The sequence below is a fragment of the Streptoverticillium olivoreticuli subsp. olivoreticuli genome (assembly GCF_003391135.1).
Taxonomy (GTDB): domain Bacteria; phylum Actinomycetota; class Actinomycetes; order Streptomycetales; family Streptomycetaceae; genus Streptomyces; species Streptomyces blastmyceticus.
Genome location: NZ_CP031455.1, coordinates 6471052 through 6492021 on the forward strand (window position 1 = coordinate 6471052; position 20970 = coordinate 6492021).

Annotated in this window: 12 protein-coding genes and 1 pseudogene; 3 read left to right on the forward strand and 10 right to left on the reverse strand. The window is 67.7% G+C overall.

Annotated features, from left to right (window positions below):
- Positions 1–88 precede the first annotated feature (88 nt).
- The 4 genes from DXZ73_RS28845 to DXZ73_RS28860 all read right to left on the reverse strand — a co-directional run bounded on the left by DXZ73_RS28845 (position 89) and on the right by DXZ73_RS28860 (position 2714).
- Positions 89–565: a MarR family winged helix-turn-helix transcriptional regulator gene (locus DXZ73_RS28845; protein WP_116213945.1), complete on the reverse strand. Its 477-nt coding sequence runs from the start codon at positions 563–565 to the stop codon at positions 89–91.
- A gap of 99 nt (positions 566–664) precedes the next feature.
- Positions 665–1429: an AIM24 family protein gene (locus tag DXZ73_RS28850; RefSeq protein WP_116213946.1), complete on the reverse strand. Its 765-nt coding sequence runs from the start codon at positions 1427–1429 to the stop codon at positions 665–667.
- Positions 1426–2076 (reverse strand): AIM24 family protein, encoded by a 651-nt coding sequence (locus DXZ73_RS28855; RefSeq protein ID WP_116213947.1) that lies wholly within the window; start codon positions 2074–2076, stop codon positions 1426–1428. The genes DXZ73_RS28850 and DXZ73_RS28855 overlap by 4 nt, the downstream gene beginning before the upstream one ends.
- On the reverse strand, positions 2076–2714 hold the full coding sequence (locus DXZ73_RS28860) for an AIM24 family protein (protein WP_116213948.1): 639 nt from the start codon (positions 2712–2714) through the stop codon (positions 2076–2078). The genes DXZ73_RS28855 and DXZ73_RS28860 overlap by 1 nt, the downstream gene beginning before the upstream one ends.
- A 164-nt stretch (positions 2715–2878) precedes the next feature.
- Here DXZ73_RS28860 and DXZ73_RS28865 point away from each other — a divergent pair, with 164 nt between their 5' ends.
- Complete coding sequence (locus tag DXZ73_RS28865; protein ID WP_116213949.1) at positions 2879–3223, forward strand: DUF3817 domain-containing protein; 345 nt, start codon at positions 2879–2881, stop codon at positions 3221–3223.
- Positions 3220–3516 (forward strand): MTH1187 family thiamine-binding protein, encoded by a 297-nt coding sequence (locus DXZ73_RS28870; protein ID WP_116213950.1) that lies wholly within the window; start codon positions 3220–3222, stop codon positions 3514–3516. Before DXZ73_RS28865 ends, DXZ73_RS28870 begins: the two co-directional genes overlap by 4 nt.
- A gap of 68 nt (positions 3517–3584) precedes the next feature.
- Here DXZ73_RS28870 and DXZ73_RS28875 read toward each other — a convergent pair whose 3' ends face one another.
- Positions 3585–3974: a MerR family transcriptional regulator gene (locus DXZ73_RS28875; protein ID WP_116215924.1), complete on the reverse strand. Its 390-nt coding sequence runs from the start codon at positions 3972–3974 to the stop codon at positions 3585–3587.
- A 65-nt stretch (positions 3975–4039) separates the two neighbouring features.
- Here DXZ73_RS28875 and DXZ73_RS28880 point away from each other — a divergent pair, with 65 nt between their 5' ends.
- Complete coding sequence (locus DXZ73_RS28880; RefSeq protein WP_116213951.1) at positions 4040–5269, forward strand: MFS transporter; 1230 nt, start codon at positions 4040–4042, stop codon at positions 5267–5269.
- 89 nt (positions 5270–5358) lie between these two features.
- Here the strand turns inward: DXZ73_RS28880 and DXZ73_RS28885 are convergent, their stop codons facing one another.
- The 5 genes and pseudogenes from DXZ73_RS28885 to DXZ73_RS28915 all read right to left on the reverse strand — a co-directional run.
- Positions 5359–6339, reverse strand: coding sequence for a hypothetical protein (locus tag DXZ73_RS28885; protein ID WP_116213952.1), 981 nt, complete (start codon positions 6337–6339; stop codon positions 5359–5361).
- A 159-nt stretch (positions 6340–6498) separates the two neighbouring features.
- Positions 6499–7368 carry an ALF repeat-containing protein gene (locus DXZ73_RS28890; RefSeq protein ID WP_162890363.1) on the reverse strand — a complete coding sequence of 290 codons (870 nt, stop codon included), beginning with the start codon at positions 7366–7368 and terminating at the stop codon, positions 6499–6501.
- A gap of 575 nt (positions 7369–7943) precedes the next feature.
- Positions 7944–8408 carry an SMI1/KNR4 family protein gene (locus DXZ73_RS38415; protein WP_162890364.1) on the reverse strand — a complete coding sequence of 155 codons (465 nt, stop codon included), beginning with the start codon at positions 8406–8408 and terminating at the stop codon, positions 7944–7946.
- 65 nt (positions 8409–8473) lie between these two features.
- Positions 8474–18634 (reverse strand): LamG-like jellyroll fold domain-containing protein, encoded by a 10161-nt coding sequence (locus DXZ73_RS28905; protein ID WP_240351526.1) that lies wholly within the window; start codon positions 18632–18634, stop codon positions 8474–8476.
- Positions 18635–19932: 1298 nt separating this feature from the next.
- Positions 19933–20952: pseudogene (locus tag DXZ73_RS28915) on the reverse strand (amino acid permease); the annotation flags it as partial.
- Between the last annotated feature and the right edge of the window lie 18 nt (positions 20953–20970).

Below are 20970 nucleotides of genomic sequence, written 5' to 3' on the forward strand. Positions count from 1 at the left end.
AACACGTCGGGTTCGAATCGGATTCCGCACGCACGGGTGACGGAAAGCGGGGCCCCCGCGCGTACGCAGGGGCCCCGGCGGGGAGTTGTCAGACGCGGCCGCGCGTCGTGCGCAGGTGTTGGGCGACCGGGGCCAGGGAGCCGTACAGCGCCTTGAGGTCCGAATCGCCGAGCAGGTCGATGAAGTGTTCCCGCACGGACGCGACATGGTGGGGAGCCACCTTGCGCATCGTTTCCCACCCCTGTTCGGTGAGGACGGCGTACAGACCGCGGCGGTCGGACTCGCAGTTCTCGCGGCGGACGAGGCCCGCGTTCTCCATCCGGGTGATCTGGTGGGAGAGCCTGCTCTTGGACTGCAGGGTGGCCGTGGCGAGGTCGCTCATCCGCATCCGGTGGTCCTCGGACTCCGAGAGGTTCACCAGGATCTCGTAGTCGTTGTTGGTGAGCCCGAAGGGCTGGAGGTCCCTTTCGAGCTGATGCATCAGCAGCCGGCTGACATCCAGATGGGCGCGCCAGGCGCGCTGTTCCTCTTCGCTGAGCCAGCGAGTGCCGTTCTCGGTGTCCATAGACATAGAGGAATTCTACCTAAGAAAGTTGAAAACTTAACCAGTATGGGTGCGGGACGCGAGATCAGGCGTTCGACGTCACACTCCGCAGGGTACCGCTCACAGCCCGAAGCGGCGCTGGAGGTCCCCTAGCTGGCCGGGCATGCGGGGCATAGATGGCTGATTATGCGGGCTTGCGTGCGGGACGCCGTCCTGCTCGGGGGTCTCGCCGGTCGGAATTTCCTCCATCAGCTGTTCCGTGGACTGGAGCAGCACCGTGCCGGCGCCGACGAACTCGAATTGGTGCTCCTCTCCCGACGTGCCGCCGAACCCGGTCCAGGCCCGTACGCCGCCGAGCACGCCCCGCAGGTACTGGTGGTCGTAGTGGTGGCAGGGGGAGGGGCAGTCGGCCCAGCCGACGAGGGCCTGGGGGGCGACGCGGATCGGGGGTTCGGCGAAGACGACGGGGCCGTTGGAGGCGGCCACGAATTTGCCGGTGCCGATCAGGGTCAGGAATCCGGGGATGATCGACTGCTTCAGGGACAGCGAGGGCTGGAAGGCCAGCAGATTGCCCGAGCGGACGGTGAGGTTGCCGTCCTCGAGGTCATAGGAATTGACGTCGAAGGAGCGGTCCGCGAGCAGCATCTTGCCCCGGCCCTCGGCGACGACCCAGTCCGCGGCGTGCATGGGGCTGTGGAAGCTGGTGCGGATCAGCGCGTCCAGGTAACCGTGGCCGATGCCGTGGAATTCGATGCGCCCGTAATAGGCGATCATCTTGCCTTTTTGCAGGAACCACTGGCCGTCGAGGTCCACGCTGAAGGCGTACGGATTGACGTTGTCGTCGACCGGGAGCGTATTCGCGTCATGGATGACGGGGCCGTTCACAGTTTTTCCTCCGACGCCTGTACGTACACCGTGCCCTGGCCCGAGAGTTCGAGCTGGAAGGCTTCTCCGGACCCACGGCCGATCATTTCGCGCCAGCCGATGGCGGTGGAAAGCTTGTTGCGTACGTCGCCGCGGTGGGCGACGTACGCCTGCGGGTCGACGTGGACGGGGCGCTGCGGGGTGATGGGCAGCTCGATGAAGCCGCCGTGCGCCATGACCGCGACGTCGCCCTTGCCCTTGAGCGTCGTGGTGAACAGCCCCTGCCCGGTGACCTGGCCGCGGACCATGCCCATGACGCCGCCCTGCGAGCCCATGAACATCGTGCCCTGCTGGAGGGACCCGTCGAAGGCGAGGAGGCGGTCGGCCTCCACGTAGAGGGTCTCGCCGTTCAGCTCTATGACGTGGATGTGGTGGCCGCCGTGGCCGAACATCACCGTGCCGTCGCCCTCGACGGTCATCAGGGGCGTGGCCTCGTTGGCGATGCGGCGGCCGATCATGCCCATGACGCCGCCCTGGCCGCCGGTGATGCTGGGCGTGAAGGAGACGTCGCCCTTGTAGGCGAGCATCGCGCCGCGCTGGCTGAACATCCGCTGCCCGGGCACGACCCGGGCCTCGACCATGCGCGAGTTGAGGAGGCGGAAGGGCATCAGAGGTCGCCGCCGATCGTGTTGCGCTCGCTGGGCTGCACGTACACCAGGCCGTCGCCCTCGAAGCGGATCTGGAACGCCTCGCCCGAGCCCTCGCCGATGAAGGTCCGGAAGTTCACGCCCGACTGGAAGTGCTGCTTGAGCCGGCCGGTGTGGGCGATGTACGCGCCGGGGTCGACCTGGAGCGGCATGTCCGGAGCCACGCGCAGCACGATCGCCGAGCCGTCGGACATGATCGCCGCCTGGCCCGTGCCCTCGACGGTCGTCGTGAAGAGGCCATTGCCCTGCGAGGCGCCGCGCAGTCCGGTGAACGTGGTGCCCGTGCGCAGGCCGCCGTCCGTGCAGAGCAGATTGCTGGACTCCACATAGAGGGTCTCGCCGCGCAGGGTCACGAGGTTGATCTCGCTCGCGCGGTCGGCGAAATAGCAGGTGCCGCGCCCCTTCACCTCCATGACCGCCATCTGTTCGCCGGTGAGCCTGCGGGTGACCATGCCGCGCAGGCCGTCACCGCCACCGGTCATCTTCTTGAACGACATCTCGCCCTCGTACGCGACCATCGCGCCGTTCTTTGCCTTGACCGTGTCCCCGGAGAGATCGACGGCAAGAACTTTGCTCCCTTGGAGCCGAAACTGAGCCACGCCCCGACGCTAGCGGCAGCCCGTACCCCTCCGACAGGGCCCTGACCCCTGAACGGACCCGGATCCGGTGATCGACAACGCTGCTGCAAGAATGGCTGCCACGCTTGTGAATACCCTCACAAGCTGTAGTCGTCCCGATACGTCCCGAACCCGAAGGTGCCCCCGTGGACATCAAGACCGCCTCCGCCCTGCGCCGGCTCCGCCTGGTCTCCGCCCCGGAGGCCGTTTCCTTCCTCGTGCTGCTCGTCTGCTCGGTCCTCAAGCGGACCACGGACTTCAATGCCGTGCCGGTGATGGGCGCGGTCCACGCGGTCCTCTTCATCATCTACGTGATCTTCTGGGTCGACGCCTGGAACAAGACCAAGTGGAGCGTGAAGACCGCCGCCCTCTACTTCATCCTCTCCGTCCTGCCCACCGGCGGCTTCTTCGCCGAGCGGATGCTGCGCCGCGAGGCCGAGGCGAGCGTCATCGCCGCCCGCGCCCGCAAGGAAGGTACGGTCAACGCATGATCGTCGCCTTTTCCGTCTCCCCGGTCGGTGCGGGTGAGGACGTCGGTGAGTACGTGGCGGACGCGGTGCGCGTCGTCCGCGAGTCGGGCCTGCCCAACCGCACGGACGCGATGTTCACGTCCATCGAGGGCGAGTGGGACGAGGTCATGGACGTGATCAAGCGCGCGGTCGCGGCGGTCGAGGCGCGCTGCGGCAGGGTCTCGCTGGTCCTGAAGGCGGACATCCGCCCGGGCGTCACGAACGGCCTCACGTCGAAGGTCGAAACGGTGGAGCGCTACCTCTCCGAGGGGTGACCTCCCCTTCTGGTCAGGGCCCGCTCCGTCCCGGGGCCGGGCCCTTCGCCGTGCGGCTCCCGGGCCCGTCACGACCCCGTCGGGACCGCCTCCGGGCGGCGGTTGACGCTCACCGCTTCGAGGTATTCGCCTATCGCGTCCCTGTTGCGGATCAGGCACGAGATGCGGTCGGTGATCCGGTCGCGTTCGTGGGTCAGTGTCGCGAGCATCTCCGGAGTCGCGTCGGCGAAGTGGATGACCCGGGGCTTGTCCAGGCACGGCAGGATCTGTTTGATGATCCTGGTCGGCAGGCCCGCGTCGAGCAGGCCGCGGATCTGCATGACCCGGTCGACGTTGGACTCGTCGTAGTCGCGGTAGCCGTTGGGCGCGCGATCGGCGACGATCAGCCCCTGCTCCTCGTAGTAGCGCAGCAGCCGGCGCGGCGTGCCGGTGCGCTCCGACAGCTCTCCGATACGCATGTGATCGACCTCACAGCCCGTCGCGTTGACCCTCACATAGATGTGAAGGTTCGAGCATCCTGTGCATGGCAACGACCAAGACGCAACCCTCCCTCGGCCCCCGCACCCGGACCCACGGCCAAGAAGCCCCCAAACTGCCCATGTCGGCGCTGCTCGCGCTCGCCACGGCCGTGTTCGTCACCAGCCTGACCGAGACCCTGCCCGCGGGCCTGCTGCCCGCGATGAGCGCCGACCTGCACGTCGGGGAGTCCGCGGCCGGGCAGACGGTGACCGTCTACGCGATCGGCACCGCGCTCACGGCGATCCCCCTGACCGCCGCCACCGCGGCGTGGCGGCGCAAGCGGCTCCTGCTGACGTCGATGGCGGGGTTCGCCGCCGCCAACACGGTCACGGCGCTCTCCGCGAACTACCCCCTGACCATGGCGGCCCGGTTCGTCGCCGGGGTGGCCGCGGGCCTGGCCTGGGCGCTGCTCGCGGGGTACGCCCGGCGCCTCGCGCCCGTACACCTCCAGGGCAAGGCGATCGCGATCGCCATGTCCGGCATCCCGGTCGCCCTGGCGCTCGGCGTGCCCGCCGGGACGTTCCTCGGCAAGGCGACCGGCTGGCAGGTGGCGTTCCTCGCCATGACCGCGCTGACCGTCGCCCTGCTCGCGTGGATCACCGCGGTCGTCCCGGACCACCCGGGGCAGCGCCAGGACGGCGGAACTCCCATGCTGCGGGCCCTCCGTGTGCCCGGCGTGACGCCCGTCCTGTTCGTCACCCTGGTCTTCGTGCTGGCCCACACCATCCTCTACACCTTCATCGCCACCTACCTCGACCGCATCGGCATGGGCGGCTCGACCGACCTCGTACTCCTGGTCTTCGGCGGCGCCTCCCTGCTGAGCATCTGGATCGTCGGCGCGCAGATCAACCGCCGCCTGCGCGCCCTCACCATCGCCGGCGCCTTCCTGATCGCCGTGGCGGCCGCGACCCTGGCCGTCCTCTCCGCGAGCCCGGTCATGGTCTACGTCGCGGTGACGCTGTGGGGGCTCGGCTGGGGCGGCGCGCCCACGATCCTCCAGACGGCCGCGGGCGACGCGGGCGGTGAACAGGCCGACGCCGCACAGGCGATGCTGGTCACGCTCTGGAACGTGGCGATGGCCGGCGGGGGAGTGCTCGGCGGCGTCCTGCTCGGCCTGGTGGGGTCGGCGGCCTTCCCCTGGAGCGTGCTCGTCCTCCTGGCCCCGGTGCTGATCGTGGTGCTGGCGGCCCGCAAACACGGGTTCCCGGCACGGCGCCCGGGCTCGCGCTCCTGAACGGGCGCGCTTTTCCCTCGCGTTGTCCTCGTGCGCCGGACGGGCTGGAACCCCCAGCCCGTCCGGCCTTTCGTGTCGGGTACGAGCTGTCAGAACCCCAGCGCGGGGGCGCCGTCGGTCCTGCGGTCGTAGAGCTCTTGCGGTGCGGACCAGTTGTAGCCGGTGTACTGCGACCACAGGATGTGGTTGTCGCTCGCGCCCCGCCAGGCCATCAGGAGCTGCCCGTTGGTGCCGCGGGTGAGGGCGGGCGCCGCCTCGGTGCGGCGGTCCGCCAGGGGCTGTTGCGCGGACCAGGACGTACCGTCGAAGTGCGACCACCAGACGAGGGTGTCGGGACCCGTCCCTCGCCACGCCATCACCGGCGTACCGTCCGCGCCCGTCCCCAGCGCCGGGGAGCCGTCGGTCCTGCGGTCGTCGAGTGATTGCTGCGCGGACCAGCTGTAGCCGTTGTACTGCGACCACCAGATGTGGTTGTCGGCCGCGCCCCGCCAGGCCATGAGAAGCCGCCCGTTGGTGCCGCGGGTGAGGGCGGGCGCCGCCTCGGTGCGGCGGTCGGTGAGGGGCTGTTGCGTGGACCAGTTGGTTCCGTCGAACTGCGACCACCAGATGAGATTGTCCGTACCCGTACCCCGCCACACCATGACGGGCGTACCGTCCGCTCCGGTGCCCAGTGCCGGGGACCCGTCGGTTCTTCGGTCGTTCAGCGGCTGCTGCGCGGACCAGCCGGTGCCGTCGTACTGCGACCACCAGATGTGGTTGTCGGCCGCGCCCCGCCAGGCCATCAGGAGCTGCCCGTTGGTGCCGCGGGTGAGGGCGGGTGCGGCTTCGGTGCGGCGGTCGGTGAGGGGCTGTTGCGTGGACCAGTTGGTTCCGTCGAACTGCGACCACCAGATGAGATTGTCCGGACCCGTACCACGCCACGCCATGACGGGCCTGTCGGCCACGCGGGTGGCCCGGTCCGAGCCCGCGGCGTGCGCCGCCTGGGGCTGCGCCACCAGCGCGGCGAGCAGCGCGGCGGCCGCGCACAGCGCGTGGCGGGCGCGGCCGCGTATCAGCGGTAAGTGGAACATCCATGCCTCCTGCCGGGGTTGGCTGTCCATCAGCCGCACGAACATGGCGCGGGAGGCGCACCACCGCAAGCTCGCCGACAGGGTCGGCGGATATTGGCCGCGGCTTCCGCCGGGTGCGGGTTCGCTCGCGCTTGCGGTTGCCGCCCCGGCCCCGCGTCGTCAGCGCTCGGAAGGCATGCGGCGGCGGGCCGTCAGGACCAGGGCCGCGCCCGTCGCGAGGGCGGCGGCGGTGCCGCCGATCGCCCAGGGGGTGGCGGAACCCGCGCCGGTGGAGGCGAGTTCGGTGGTGTCGCCGGCGGGCTTGGCGGCGTTGTCGGACACGGCCGCGACCGCGGGCTTGACGGTGGCCGGCTTCTGCTGGTCGCCCTTGGCGTCCTGCTTGCCGTTGTCGTCCTTGGCCTCGCTCTTGTCCTTCTCGGCCTTGTCCTTCTCCGCCTTCTCGGCGTCGGCCTTGTCCTTGTCGGCCTTCTCCTTGGCCGCGGCCGCGTCAGCCTCGTCCTTGGCGCGGGCCTCGTACTGGCCGACGTCCAGGTAGTGCTGGAGGTCCTCCATGGAGTCGCTGTCCAGCGCCACCTTGGCGGCTTCCTTCACATGGTGTCCGGCGCCGTTCGTGGTCCGGGTGACGCGCAGCCGCAGGTCCGTCAGGCGGGCGAAGTGCTGGCCGTCCTCCAGGAAGCGCACGCGGTCCTCGGGGGTGCCCTTGAGGGCTGCCTGCGCGGCTTCGTAGAGGGTGGGGCCGGCGCCCTTGAGCATCCTGAGGATGGCAATGAAGTTGTCCTCGTCGGCCTTCGCGGCCTCCTTGCCCGGCTCCTTCGCAGGCTCCTTGACGGGCTCCTTCGCGGGCTTGTCCTTCACGCCGGCGTCCGGCTTCGTCTCCGGCTTCTTTTCCGGCGTGGCCTCCGCCGCCTTGTCGGGCGTGGAGGCGGCCGTGGCCGGAACGGTGTCGGCGGCGACCGCCGGGGAGGAGAACAGAACCGCCGGGGCGATCGCGACGGCCGCGACCACGGCAGAGACTCGGGCCAACTTCATGCGCTGCACCAACTTTTTCTCAGGAAAACGCAAAACTTCCTGATCATCGTAGGATATCCTTGATGTTCTCTTTACCCGGGGGTCGGTCCGGCCGGGCCGCGAATTCCAGATCCTCCTTGGCTAGTGCCGCAACGACGGTTATGGCGGGTGAGTGGCCTCGGTGGTGATAGTGGCTGACGCAGGATCGTTGCTGTTTCCATCTGCGTCGGTGCGACCAGATCGGCAGCGAGGTCGTGGTGCAGTGCGAGCACGTACCCGGTACGCCTGCATCTGGGGCGACCGTCACCATGTGCACTGGGTGGACCGGGACTGCTTGCGGCGATGGGCCGCGGAAGGCCGCACGTTGCACGAAGTGCTAGGACTCCCGCCCCATCGGCCCCCGAAAACCAGGCTGGGTCAGCACGGCCGGGTGAGAGCGGAGACGGAATTCCTCGGGGCCGGGTGCGAGATGACCCGACCTCTTCGCGGCGCGGCATGAACTCCGGAATGCTGTACGGCCGGGTGTGGGTGTCACGGCCTGAAAAGCGGCGGCATCTCGAGCGAGAGGCCGCCGCTTCTGCTGGATACAGACCTGGCTAGCTACCTATGATTTGCGCCCGGGGATTCGCAGACGGCACGTTGTCTGGAAGGCCTCGCCTGTCCAAGGTTCCGCCGAGCCAAGCCGCAAGAAATTTCACGATTCCACCGGAAAACTCCCACCAGTCGTCGTTCCTGCCACTGACGACCACTGGCCACTGGTTCGGATCTGCATCGCAGTTCCGCCAGTAGAAGACATCCCCGGAGAAGGAGGAGGCGCAGGGAATGAGGCCGCCCGGCTCGGGGTGAGCGACATATCCATGTGCCTCGTCCTCCTCGACCAGGTCGGCCAGCGTCTCCAAGCCGCTTGCTACTCCGTCAGAGAAGGCGGATTCCTGCCCGACTCGGGGGATGTGGACGCTCAGGAAAGCGTCGACCACGAAGGGTGGGTACGTCTCCGCCAGCTCCTTGTAGTCAGCAGGCAGGGCAACCTGCAGCTGTTCCTCAATGCTGTGCCAGTCCACCTGCCGGACATTTTTGGGGCGCTGTCGAAAAAGCTCTGGTACCGCTGACTCCAATTCGTGAAGCATTAGCACGTCTCCTGCCAGTCTGCTTGGTTCTTGACGTATACGTTGAACAAGGGTCCGTCCTTGGTTCTTGCCGTCATCTGTATCCCCTTGGGGATGACGGACGTTTCGTCGTAATCCAACTGGCCCGAGTACTCCACCCAATTTCCCTTCTTCAGCTGACTCGCCATCCTGTTCTCACACCGCTTCATTCCGCTGGTGTTCATGCGGGCGTAGCCTGTAAAGAGGTTCTCGGACTTCCATTCGCCGTAGAAACGGTCGCCTACTATGTGGGTCCGATTGTAGATCGGTGTGCCGTCCGGGCCGATGTTGCTACCTTCGGGGAATCCGTCGACGTTGACAGTGGCGCCGTCATCCCGCTTGCTGCCAGTCGGCTTGATGTCGTCCTTGCACATCAGGGCTGTTGCTCCCATCGGCCGCCCGTTCTCCAACGGCTGGTAGTGATAGCGGGCTTGGCGCGGTGTGGAGCACGGGTCGTCGTCACCATGGCCTCCACCCGTCCGCCCACCGGGAGATGGGTCGGCACCGGGTGCCGAATGCGGATTTGCCTGCTGCGACTGATCCGGATGGAACTGTCCGTTACTGAACAGGTCGAGCATCCGCGCTGCGGTGACAACCGCCTTCACGACATCGCCCGGCTTCCAGCCACCCCTGCCCGGGTCCCAGTCGGGCTTCAGCGGTGGGCGCTTGGGCGCGGGTCTCGGGAAACGGCCGCGGTTGGGGTTCTGCTGGATGCGCGGTCGCGGGGGGCGGGCCGGGCGAGTTCGGGTTCCCGTCCTGCCGGAGCCGCGTTCGCCGGTGCGGTACGAGGAGCGGTAGGACGGCTCGTCGTCCGCGCCTTCGGGATCGTCGGCCTCGGGATCTCCGTAGTCCGGACCGCCGTCACCGCCGTCGTCGTTGGCGGCCTCATCTTCTGCCTGGGCCTCAAAATCCTCGGCCTGCTCCAGCAAGCGGGCACTCAAGAGATCGTTCTCGGCCTCAACGGTCTCGCTGAAATCAGCCTCGCCGGAATATCCCCCGGAGTCCGTGTCGTCGCTGTTCCACCAGTCGTGCACCTTCTCGCGGGTCCAGTCCACGGCGTCGTTCAAACTGTCCGACAGGCCCTGGCAGTAAGCGGCGCATGCCTCGGAGAGCCCCCAGGCCGCGCCGAAGACGACGCCCTCACCGATACACAGGTCCTCGATGCAGTGTCCCGAAGGGTCGGTGCCATTGAGAGGAGAAGCGTTCCCGTACCCGTACCGGTTCGCCTGCGCCGCAGGTGATGGCTCCAGTTGCCATGTGTCGCGCGACGCGAAGCGTCCCGCCCCCGATTGGTACCAGCGCGCGGCCATATTGACGTCACCGCTCTGCGGATCCGTCCAGCCGGACTGGTAGCCGAGGGAGGAGCGGGAGCCGCCCTTGGCGCGTACTGTGCCGAACGGGTCGTACCCCGTCGAGCCCACCAGCTTCGTGCCGTCGGCCGAGAGACCGGCCGTCACATCCGAGTGGCCGTCGGTCACCGCGTGCTGGGCCGTTTTGCCGTCGGTGCTCGCGAGCAGCCCGCCGCCGAGGGTGCGGCTGTAGGTGTTCGCACCGTCGGAGACCAGCGAGTTGGAACCACCGTCATAGGTGAAGGAGATGTCACCTCGCTGCTTCACTCGGTCCAGTGAGTCGTAGGCGTACGTCGTGTCGCCGTCGCTGATCCGGCGTTCGAAGGCGTCGGAGCGCAGCTTGCGTGGGGTGCCGCTGCCCGTGCCGGCCGAGGCCAGGGTGCCTCGGGGAGTGTACGAGTAGCTCACGGCGCCATCGTTGAGCAGACGGTTCCGCTCGTCGTATGCCGACTGCGTGTCACCGGCCTTGACACGGTTGCCCGCCTCGTCCCAGGCGTAGAGGGTGGTCTTGCCGTCCGCCGTCCAAGAGGTCATACGGCCCGACGGGTCGTAGCCGTATTCGTTGGTTCCGGCCCCGGCGGTGCCACTCGCGACCTTCTTTGTCAGTCGGTCGTCCGCGTCATAGCCGTAAGTCGTTGACATGACCTCCGTCTTGCCGTCGACGCTGGTGACCTTGTCCGCCGTCAGACGGCCAAGCGTGTCGTAGTCATATGTGCGCTTGGCGCCGACGCCCCAGTCGCCGCCTCCGGCCGACCTGGTCGCGTACTGCTCCTGGCTGGGGCGGCCCGCCGCGTCATAGTCGGTCCAAGTCTGTGCACCGGTGATGGCGTCCTCGGTCCGGGAGAGACGGCCCTGACCGTTGTAGACGTATGCCGTCGTGCCCGACTTGTCTGTGCGCGACGTCATATGGCCGTCGTCGTCATAGGCGTAGGCGGACTTGCCTCCAGGGCCATCGCTGCTCAGCAGCTGGCCACGGTCGTTGTAGGTGTAGGTGTTCTGGTTGAACGGGTCGCCCGTGCCGGCGGCCATGAGGCGTCCCGCAGGGTCGTATTTGAGGAGGCGGTCGGTGGTGTCGGCTTCGGCACCGGTGCCTGTTTCCCTCATCAACTGGCCGTAGACGTCGTACGTGCGGTGGCGCTGCACGCCGCCCGGCAGCAGTTCGGCCACACTCTGGCCGGCCGCGTCATACACGGACGTCCACGTGCGGTCCTCCGGCTTCGGGTGGTCCTTGGTCGCGGGCTCGACCGTGGATTCTGGAAGACCCCACGGCGTGAAGGAATAGTTGGTGACGTTGCCACGGCCGTCGGTCAGGCGCGTACGGTGGCCCGCCGCGTCGTAACCGAAGCCCGTGGTGACGGACTTGCCATCGGCGACCGGCTCGACCCGTCGGGTCAGGTGGCCCAGGGCGTCGTAGGTGAGAGCGGTCTTCACCCCCGCCGCCGTCGTCACAGAGGTGGGATGGCCGTCGGCATCGTACTCGGCAGCGGTCGAGCGCAGAGTCGTGTCACCCGTGCCGAAGTCCGCAGTGCCGACCACCTCGCCAAAGGCGTCGTAGCGCGTCGTGCTCCTACGACCCGTTGCATCGACGACGTCGGTCTTGCGGCCCAGGGCGTCATACGCGAACTTCGTCGCCCCGCCACCGGGTGTGGTGACGGTCAAAGCCTCGCCCGCCACGTTGTACGTGGCCGAAGTGATGCGGCCCGCCGGGCTGGTGGATGCGGTCTGGTGCCCCGCGTCGTCCCAGGCATAGCGCGTGGTCAGGTTCGCCGGAGCGGGGTATCGCTCGATGGCCGTCGCGGTCATCTGCCGACCGAGCTCGTCGTAGGTGGCTTCGGTCCGCGCCCCGGTGGGGCCGGTAGCCGAGAGCTGCAGACCCGTAGGCGTCCAGGTGTAGCGGTTCGCCTTGTCGTCGAGAGGCGACGACGTCTGGGCCGGGTCCAGCGGGTTCGTGACCGGCAGCGCCTGCCGGATCAGATGCCCCAGCTGGTCGTATGCGTATGTCACGGTCCGGCCCAGCGGATCGGTGTTCGTCGTCCTGCGGCCCACGGCGTCGTACGAGAACCGGGAAACTGCGGTGATCTTGTCTCCTCCCGGAGGGGTGTAGTCGGGCAGGGCCATAGTGGTGGCACGGCCGAGCCTGTCGACTGCGGTGCGCGTCACCGCACCGTTCGGGTCCCGGGCTTCCGTGGCCTCGCCGAAGGTGTTGTAGCCCGTGACCGTGGACGGCTTGACCGCTGCGGCCGGCGTGCCGGGCTTCTCCTCATTGACCTGTGGGGCGATCTGCTCCACGAGACGGCCCAGGGGGTCGTAGCGGTAGATGGCGGTGAAGGCGGCGGCGTCCGCGCCGTCCTCGGTGCCGCGCGGGCTGGTCGCCGCAGTGCGCAGGCCGCGCTGGTCATAGGCGAACTTCGCCGTGCGCGTGTGCGATCCGTCGTCGACGGTTCGGGTGAGGGGGTCACCGGCCTTGTCGTAGGTGAACCGCTCCGAGCTGAGCGCGGTCTTCTGCTCGACCGGCCGGTCCTCCTCGTCGTACGTGTACTCGGTCCAGCGGTTCAGCCCATTCGGGTCGAGGACGCTGCGGGTCACTCGGCCGGTGATGTCCACGTCGCTGGTGACGGTGGTGGCACCACCGCCGGTGGTCCGCTTGGTCATGTGGCTGGCGCCGTCGTAGGTGTCGGCTTCCAGCACGATGTCGTGTTTGCTGCCATCGGCCTGGGTGACGTCTTTGGCTGTCTTCGTGGCGAGAGTTCCGTCGTCGTAGTAGGTGTAGGCGGTGGTGGCGCCCATGGCGTCGGTCGTGGTGGCCAGTCGGCCGGCCGGGTCATAGGCGCTGGAGACGAGCACCAGGTCCTTGGTGGTGCTGGAGGGGTCGCCCTTCCAGCCTTTCAGGACCGTCGCGGCATGGCGGCCGGCCGGCGTGTACTGGAACTCGTAGCTGGTGCCGACGGCATCGGTCGTACGGGATGTGCGGCCGAACATGTCGTGGGCGAAGGCCGTCTCGCCGCCCTCGGCGTTAGCGGTCCTGTCCTCCAGGCCGTGGTCGTCGTAGTGGTGAGTGACGGTGCGCTTGGCGTCGCCGCCCGTGGCGTCCTCCGTGGACTCCGTCAGCAGCTTGCCGTCGGGGTCGAAGTCACGTGTGATCCGGGACGTGTGGGCGGTACCGGTGATCTCATTCTTCACTGCGGCGCCGGTCTCGTAGACGACCCGGGACATGGTGTCGTACGCGAAGGTGGTCGTCACACCCTGCGGGTAGCTGTCGGAGACCTGGGTTTCCGAGAGCTTGCGGCCTATGCCGTCGTAGGCGTAACGCGTAATCAGCCCGGACGGTGCTGTCGTCTGGACTAGGTCGCCACGGGAGCTGTAGTCGTATGTGGTGACCCCGCCGCCGGGTGTGGTGACGGTAGCGACCAGTCCGGCCGGGACGGTGCCCCCGCCGACAGCCGCTTCCCTGCCGGTGGTGTAGGCCGTGGCGGACTTCCGTCCGTCCGCGAGCGTCGTCGTGTCCGGCAGGCCGAGCGCCGTGTAGCTCAACGATGTGCGGTAGCGGTCGTCGGCGGCGCTCGTGGAGCGGGCGTCGCGCACGCCCGTCGGCTTGTCGTTGCGCGGGTCCAGCGGGTCCTTGTCGTTGAAGTAATAGTCGGTGAACGACGTCCAGCAGGAGTTCGCATCCCGGCAGATGGTCCGGGAGACCGTATTGCCGCGCGTGTCGTGTCCTGTGACGGTGACGTGCCCATTGGGGTCGGTCACCGCGTGCAGGAAGCCGCCGGTGTCGTACGCGTAGGTGGTACGACCGCCTTCGGCATCGGTGGCCGACAGCAGTCGCTGGCCGCGCAGGGCGTCGTAGGAGACGCTGCGGGTGCCGTCGGCAGGGTCGGTGACGGTGACCGTCGAGGTGAGCGAGGACGCGCTGGAGTGGCGCATGGCACTGTAGTGCTCGGTGACCTGGTCCTCGGTCAGTGCCTTTGGGTAGACGGCGAATTCGTCGAGCTGCCCGGTGAAGCGGCGGGTTCCGGGCTTCTGTCCGTCCCAGCCCTCGCTGGAGAATCCGGCACCGAGATAGGCGTGGGCCAGGGTCTCCGGCTTGGAGGCCGCGTTGAGATCTCCGACCTTGGTGCCGTCCAGGTACAGGGACTGGCCGGTACCGGAGCCGGTGATCACCACGTGGTGCCACTCGTTGTCGGTGACCGGAGCCGGCGAAATGATCGGCTTCCCTGTGCCACCGTGCCACAGCTGGCCGCGCAGCTTGCCGTCGGCGTCCACCAACAGACTCGGATTCCAACTCGTGGGCGTGGTGCCCAGCGCTGCGTCCTGAAGTCCGAGCAGTACACCGTTCGCCTTGGTTGTACGGAACCACAGTTCCGCCGACATCGAGGCCGTGTTGCCCATGGCCTGGTACGGCAGCTCGATGGAACCGTCTCCGTTCAGGGCCACGGCGGTGTTGTCACCGGGCCCGAAGGCGCCGGTCGTTCCCAGCGTGGCCTTGCTGTACGTGCCGTCCCCGGCATATGCCGCTGTCCGGCTGTGCGCCTTATCGCCGCTGGTCTCGTCCAGCCGCCAGTAGCCCGTGGGCGCATCCGCAGTGACCGTGCTCCGGTAGTGAGCGCCGTCACCGGAGACCAGCGCGGTACGCGAGCGGTAGTGCTCGGCGACTGTGCTCTCGGTCAGCTCCTTGGTGTAGAAGGCGGCTTCGTCGAGCTGGCCGGCGAAGTAGCGGGTTCCGGGCTTCTGTCCGTCCCAGCCCTCGCTGGAGAATCCGGCACCGAGATAGGCGCGGGCCAGGGTCTCCGACTTCGAGGGCTCGTTCAGGCTGCCGACCTTTGTCCCGTCCAGGTACAGCGACTGACCGCTGCCGGAACCGGTGAGCACGGCGTGGTGCCAGGCGTTGTCCGTGACCGCCGACCCGGAGACGATGGGTTTCCACGAGCCGCCGTGCCACAGCTGGCCGCGCAGCTTGCCGTCGGCGTCCACCAGCAGACTCGGATTCCAGTCCTTCGGTGTCGCGCCGAGATCCACGTCCTGGATGCCCAGCAGCACTCCGTTCGGCTTGCCCGTGCGGAACCACAGCTCGAAGGAGAGAGCGACAGCGTTCTTGAGCTGGTCGGTCGGGACCTGCACGGCGCCCGCCGAGCCGTCGAGCGTCGCCGAGCCGTCGTCGCCGTCGGCAAAGGCGCCTACCGCACCGAGAGTCACGCCGTCGCGGTAGGCGCCGTCGGCTCCTCCACTGATGTCATTCGCTGCGGTGGAACCGCTGCGGTCTCCCAACCGCCAGTAGTCGACCGGGCCCGCCGCGCGTACAGCGTCGGAGTAGGCAGCCGATCCTGCGGAGTAAGCGGGCGCGGAGATCTTCCAGGTGCCGCCGTTGCCGTCGGTGGCCTGGACGACCCGTCCTGTGCTTCCGTCGTAGGAAACCTGGGCATGGACGCGCCCCGAGGGGAGTGTGACCCTGGTCAGCCGTCCCGACGCGTTTCGGGCGCGGTAGTGCTCGGCGACCGTGGCGGCATCGAGAGCCTGGTGATAGACGGCCACCTCATCCATGAGACCGGCGAAGTGCCGTACACCGCTGGCCTGCCCGTCCCAGCCGGCACTGGAATATCCGGCGCCGAGGTAGGTGAACGACTGCTTGCGGTGATCGATGGGGCCGGCCAGCGTGCCGACTAGGAAACCGTCAAGGTAGAGCGACTGCGTGGTACCGGCCGCGGTGAGCGCGGCGTGGTGCCAGGTGTCGTCGGTGACGGCGGTGGTGCTGACGATGGGCTGGACATGTCCTGTCCAGTACTGCCCGACAAGCTTGCCGGACTTGTCGATGGACAGAGCGGGGGTCCAGTCGCCGGGCTGGCCATCGGCCAGACGCCTGTCCTGGAAGCCGACCAGAACGCCGGGGTTGGCAGTCTTGAACCACAGCTCGGTCGTCAGGAGGGTCGAGGTGCGGATCGTATCCTCGGGCAACTCGGCATAGGAATTAGTGCCATCGAACGAGGCAGCCGTGTTGCTCGTGCCGGATACCGCCCCTGCGGCGCCCAGCTTCACGTCCCGGTAAACCGCCTGGTTCAGGCCGGTGCCGGAGGGGGCGTCACTGGCAGCCGCAGGCCCCGTCGACTCCCCCAGCCGCCAGTAGGACACCGGGTTCTGGTCGAGCACCATGCTGCGGTACAGCGAGCCGTCGCCGTACTCGTACACGGTGCACTTGTCCATGGAGGCGGGTGGGCAGACCTTGGTGAGGCGGTTGCCGGTGTAGCTGTAGGCCCACTTCAGCCCGGCGGTCCCGGGGCCGGTCCCGTTCGTGGTGACCGAGGCGACCCTGCCGTCGTTCCAGGAGAAGCTCAGTGCGCGGCCCGAGAGCATGTCCCGGGCCTCGGTCAGCCTGCCGTCGGTGTAGGTCAGCCGCTGTTCACGGCCCGATCCGTCGACGATCCTGGAAAGGCGCCCGGAGGAGTCGAAGGAGTACGTGGCAGCCGACTTGTCGCGCAGCACCCAGCCACCGCCGTTGTCAGCGGTGAGCGCGGTCAGACTGCCCGCCGGTGCGGCGTAGCCGCCGTCCGCATTGCGGCCGAAGCGTATGCGGCTTCCGTCCTTGGTGGTGACGACGATGCTGCCGGTGTCCTCGGCGACAGCTCGCATGTCCCAGCGGGTCGACCAGCCGGTGCCGAAGACGTTGTCGACCCGGGGATCGAGGGAGTTGTAGTTGCGGACGACTGCCAGCTCGGGACCGACGGTGGGAATCGCCGCGTCGGTGGCGGCGGTGGAGTAGTTCCCGGCCCGGGTGCCGAATTCGTGATCGCCGTCACCGCCGAGGCGACCTGTCACGGCCGGCTGGGCCACCTGGGTACTGAAGTACGCGGGAGTGGGCTGGGACGAGGTGTCCTTCCCGTCGTACGCGTAGGCGTACCAGGCGTAGTTCTTGCTCCACGACAGCCAGCCGCTCGGAACCGTCCACTGCTCGGCGGTGCCGCGGGAACCGCTGCGACAGTTCTTGCGTGCGTCCTTGCCTTCGACCTCGCAGATCTCGAAGGTGTACTGCAGGGTGCTGGACGGAGAGCGGTCCGCGTCCTTGCCGGTGGCCCACAGGGTCGGTGTCAATGAGGAGAGCACCGCGCCGCTGGCCGGTGATTCGGCCGTCAGCTGCGGAGGGAGATTCACCGCGGCGAACTTGATGGCCGGGCCCGGCACGCCTTCGGAGGTGAACCTCGGGCCGTCCAGGACGTCCATGGTCCACACGAGCGTGTAAGTGGCGGGCTGGAGTGGCGCGACCTTGGCGTCGAGCGTGATGCTTCGGCCTGGCGCGACGTCATCCGGCATCGGGGTCCAGGCAACCTTCGACTGGTCGGTGATCTCCTTGCCCGAGTCGTCGTAGAGGTTGTAGCGCAGCTGGATGTGGCCGCCCTTGGTCCAGGTTTCCTGGCCCTGGTTGGTGACGGTGACCTTCATCGAACCCTGGGACGTGACCGTCACCGGCTGGGTGAAGTCGCCGACGTCGTACGTCGCTCCGTACCTGGTCCAGGTGATGTCCAGGCTGGGCTTGCCATTGGGGTAGTTGTCCGAGCCGAACTGCTTCCATGCCTTGGAATCCGAATCCGAGGCTTTGACGGCCAGACCGTAGTTTTTCTTGCGTCCGTGCGTCCAGTCATCGACGAGTTGACGACCGTCCGAGCCGAGGCCTATGGCCTCCCACGCCGGATCACAGGACCAGGAGTTGGTGTCCGGCGGTCGCCAGCCGTGCGCGAAGCTCTTCGACACCAAGGAGGGCCCGGCGTCCGGGCCGGGGAACGACCTGACCGACGACTCGGACCAGTCCGAGGTGATGGCGTGCACCGTCACCGGCCGCGCGTCGCACGAGTACGACCAGGTGTTGTAAAGCGCCAGTTTGGCATCCAGCACCCACGCGTTCTTGAGCGAGTTCTCGACGCCGTTGAAGCGGAGGAATGACGCGGCCTTGTGCGTACCGCCGTCGTAGCTTCCTGCCTTGAGGATGGTGTCGCTGGAGAAGTCCTGGCTGTAGGGGGTCTGGACGTAGGTGCTGGCGGTGGCGTCGATGCCGTTGACTGACGGGTCGACCTTGACGGGGAAGATACGTTCCGGCGCACTCAGCCATTCCTTGTCGAGCGATACGACGAGGACCTGGCGGCCGTTCTGCGTGTCGAGGCGGTAGCGGACGCCCGAGGAGATCTCGCCCTGGTTGGCGTTCTCCGCAAGGTGGGAGTCCTCCATCCAGCCTGCGGGCATCCGGGCGCGCTGCTGGCCGTCCTGGTCGGCGAAGACCACGGCGCCCTGGTCGTCGAGGTGGGCGGTGAGGCCGTCCGTGCGGAGGGGGAACCGCCACTCCGTCGGAGCGTCCTTGCCTTTGAGGATCAGTGTCTCCTTCACGGAGTCACTGCTTGCGGTGTACCGCAGATCCGCGGAGTGGCGCACATCCGGGTAGGTGATGACGCTGCCGTCGGCCTTGCCCATGACGTCAGCGGCTTCCGCGAGGCCGTAGCCGAGTGAGGGACCGTTGCCCAGCTTTATGGTTAGCACGGGGTCGGTGTGCGCCGAAGGCGCGAAGGTGATGTCGGCGGCGGTCGAGCGGGTCTGCCAGAGCGGACCGTCCGTGGCGACGGCCCGGGCGCTCCGGGTCGTCCGGACCAGGGTCGGGTCGATCGGTTGCCAGGCGCCGTCGCGGCCGGGGAAGTTGACGGGCTGATTGTAGAAACGAGTGGTGTACGTGCCGTCCTCGTTGCGGAAGGTGCGCTGCCGCTCCTTGCGCGCCGAAGGCACTTCCCGGCTCTTCTTCTCCGAGAAGCCCTGTGGAGTCGACAAGGCGGGATTCTTGACTTCCTTCGCCGCCCCCATTCTGGGCTTCTTGTGGGTGCCGGCCAGATCCTGCTGCGACAGCTTGTGCTCTTGCGGCAACTGGTTCGGGGCCTCCAGCGCTCCGCGGTGACCACCGGCGGCAGATGCCTCCGTAGTACTTCCTGGCATCCGGTGACCGCGGCCTGCGGCGGAACCCCAGTGCTGGTCGGGTTTTTTGCCCGGGTCTCGGCCGGACGTACTGCGGCTCCATTGGCCAACGGCCAGTGCAACCTGATCGGTTCCGCATAGCACGGCCATTATCAGAGCCATGGCAAAGGCTATATAGCGTGAAAAACGCATGGGTATCCCTATGGCGTGAGTAAAAGCTTGTCATGTCTACAACCTCACGCGATCTTTACTCAAGTAAAAAGATGGGCATAACGGTGCGCGGCGTGGTGAAGGTGGTACCTCAGGGCATGAGGGGACGGGCCCAACTGTTCCGGACTCGGCCCTCGGCCTTCCGTGTGTCCGTCACCAGCCAGCGCGGTTTTATCCGGGAGCGGGAGTGGTTGTTCTGGTCGCCGTAGAGGCTCTTGTGGTGATCGACCGTGAGCTGTTCCAGCACCTTGACCGAGGACTACGACGGCGGACGGCTGCCCGGATCGGCCCCGAGGCCGGCTTTGCGGCCAAGCCGTGCCTGGTCGTTCCGGTGCGGCCCACGCGGGCAGAACGCCCGGACTCTCGCGGCAATCCTGCCCCAGGAGGCTTTCGAGACCCGATCCGTCAGTCGAGGCACCCATGGGCTTCGCGAGTACGACCGGGCGTTGGTCCAGTTCCCCGGCAGCATCGACAGGTTCGAGGATGGCCTTCTGATCCGCCGCAGCATGACGGACGGCGAGCTCTCCTACCACCGGGTGCACGCACCCGAAGGCACCCGCTTCCCGGGCTCGTGCGTGCCGCCGGGTCCCGGCGGCCGATCGGGGAAGCGTTCCAGGCTGCGAAGAACGAGGCCGGACTTGACCACTACCAGGTCCGTTTCCACCGGGGCCGGTACTGGCATACCACTCTCGAAATGGCAGCCGCCGCCTGCTTCACCGCGCTCCGAGCCACCTGTCGGGACTTGGGAAATGCAGAACCAGCCGCGATCTCGTCCAGCTCGGTCCGAACGAGATCCGGCGTCTGCTCAGCAGAATTGTCCACACCACCCACGACGACATCGGACACATTCTGTACTGCTCACATTGGCGCAGACGGCAGCAGCGACGATCCCGTATCAGCCACTACCACCGCCGAGGCCACCCACCCCCGTAACCGTCGTTGCAGTACTAAGAGGCCGTGCGCCGCGCCCTCCTGTTCCGCAGCACCACCCACCCGGCCGCCAGCAGGGCCACCCACACGCCCATCACATACAGCGCGACCCTGCTGTCCGAACTCCATGCGATGAGCACCGTCACCAGGGCGAAGAAGGCGAGCGCGAGCCAATTTGTATAAGGCGCGCCGGGCATGCGATAGGGCGAGCGCTCCGCGCGGCCGTCGGCCACCGCGCGCCGGTAGCGCATGTGCGTTACCAGAATGATGCTCCAGACGAGGATCGCGCCGCCGGTGGAGACCGAGGTGATGTACGTGAACGCGTGCTCGGGGTCGAGCGCGTTGATGAGCACCCCCGCTCCCATGGTCACCGCCGAGACCGCAAGCGCCTGTGCGGGCACGCCCCGGCCCGTCAGCCTGGACAGCGACTTGGGCGCGTGGCCGTTGACCGAGGCCGTGCGCAGCATGCGCGCCGTCGAGTAGAGGCCGCCCGCGTTGCAGGAGGAGAGGGCCGCGGTGAGCACGATGAAATTGACGATTCCCGCCGCCGCCGGAATTCCGATCTTGGCGAAGGCCGCGACGAACGGGCTGACGCCCGGGTGGAATTCGGTCCAGCTCACCACGGAGAGGATCACCAGCAGGGTGCCGATGTAGAACAGGCCGAAGCGCAGCGGAAGGCTGTTGATCGCCCGCGGGATGTTCTTCTGGGGGTCCTCCGCCTCATCGGCGGTGACACCGACGAGTTCCACGCCGAGATAGGCGAACAGCACGATCTGGAGGGTCATCAGGGAGTCGTGCACGCCATTGGGGGCGATGCCGCCGTCCTGCCACAGGTGGGTCACCGAGGCGGTTTTCCCGACGTCGCCGAAACCGATGAGGAGCACCCCGAGCCCGATGAGGATCATCGCGACGATCGCGACGACCTTGACCAGGGCGAACCAGAATTCGAGCTCACCGAACGCCTTCACCGAGATGAGGTTGACGGCGAGCAGGACGACGAGGGCCACCAGGGCCGTCTGCCATTGCGCGATCCCGGGGTACCAGTACGTCCGGAC

Excerpts from the sequence above, each read along its gene's own strand:
- DXZ73_RS28855 (WP_116213947.1), bottom strand. The coding sequence starts at position 2,076 with ATGCCCTTCCGCCTCCTCAACTCGCGCATGGTCGAGGCCCGGGTCGTG.
- DXZ73_RS28870 (WP_116213950.1), top strand. The coding sequence starts at position 3,220 with ATGATCGTCGCCTTTTCCGTCTCCCCGGTCGGTGCGGGTGAGGACGTC.
- DXZ73_RS28845 (WP_116213945.1), bottom strand. The coding sequence starts at position 565 with ATGGACACCGAGAACGGCACTCGCTGGCTCAGCGAAGAGGAACAGCGC.
- DXZ73_RS28890 (WP_162890363.1), bottom strand. The coding sequence starts at position 7,368 with ATGAAGTTGGCCCGAGTCTCTGCCGTGGTCGCGGCCGTCGCGATCGCC.
- DXZ73_RS28885 (WP_116213952.1), bottom strand. The coding sequence starts at position 6,339 with ATGTTCCACTTACCGCTGATACGCGGCCGCGCCCGCCACGCGCTGTGC.
- DXZ73_RS28875 (WP_116215924.1), bottom strand. The coding sequence starts at position 3,974 with ATGCGTATCGGAGAGCTGTCGGAGCGCACCGGCACGCCGCGCCGGCTG.
- DXZ73_RS28880 (WP_116213951.1), top strand. The coding sequence starts at position 4,040 with ATGGCAACGACCAAGACGCAACCCTCCCTCGGCCCCCGCACCCGGACC.